Origin of the sequence: Mesorhizobium sp. M7A.F.Ca.CA.004.04.2.1 (genome assembly GCF_004022825.1) — a bacterium.
Taxonomy (GTDB): Bacteria; Pseudomonadota; Alphaproteobacteria; order Rhizobiales; family Rhizobiaceae; genus Mesorhizobium.
The window spans coordinates 1-913 of the sequence record NZ_RZPH01001508.1; the positions used below are offsets into that span (position 1 = coordinate 1).

General features: G+C 64.1%; 1 pseudogene. It reads left to right on the forward strand.

Features of this window, described 5'->3' with window-relative positions:
- Positions 1–616, forward strand: a pseudogene (locus EN893_RS35755) (DapH/DapD/GlmU-related protein); the annotation flags it as partial.
- Between the last annotated feature and the right edge of the window lie 297 nt (positions 617–913).

A 913-nucleotide genomic window follows, 5' to 3' on the forward strand; every position in this document is an offset into this window, starting at 1 on the left:
GACCAGGAAATTGTCCGAGACGCCGCTGGTCCACCCGACGGCGGATGTACAGAATTCGACGCTCGGCCGCTGGACCGAGATCGCCGACCGCAGCCGGGTCTCGGAAAGCGAACTCGGCGACTATTCCTACATGATGCAGGACTGCTCCGTCTGGTGCGCGACGATCGGCAAGTTCGCCAACATCGCGGCCAGCGTTCGCATCAACGCCACCAACCACCCGACCTGGCGGCCGACGCTGCATCACTTCACCTATCGCGCCTCGGACTACTGGGACGATGCCGAGCACGAGACAGAATTCTTCGCCCAGCGCCGCGCCAAACGCGTCACCATCGGCCACGACACCTGGCTCGGTCACGGCTCGACTATCCTGCCCGGCGTCACCGTCGGCGATGGCGCCGCGGTCGGCGCGGGTGCGGTGGTCTCGAAAGATGTCGCGCCCTATACCATTGTCGGCGGCGTGCCGGCCAAACCGATCCGCGAGCGCTTCGATCGCCGCACGGCCGAACGCTACCAGGCGCTCGCCTGGTGAGACTGGGACCATGCAAGGCTGCGCGCCGCGTTGGATGATTTCCGGGAGCTTGAGGCCGAGACGTTCCTAGAGAAATATGGTGGATAGCGACGTCCAGGAATGGCGGTCACTGACGCGGGGCAGCGGGGCATTATCACAAACCGCCCCGGCCCCTACTATCCGCATGACATGCCTCTCGACACCAGCATCGGCGCCATGACGGCCCTTGTCTGGAACGCTTGATGGCACCAGCTCGCCAGGCCCGCGTTCCAAATCACCTTCGACTGCTGACCCAGGGTCGACACTAGACTCCAGCCTGTGGAGCGTAACAAAACTGACATCACCGCGACACGGCAGGTTCATGTGGCTGCGCTAGGCGAGAGCCTGACGATCAATGGTCCGGAC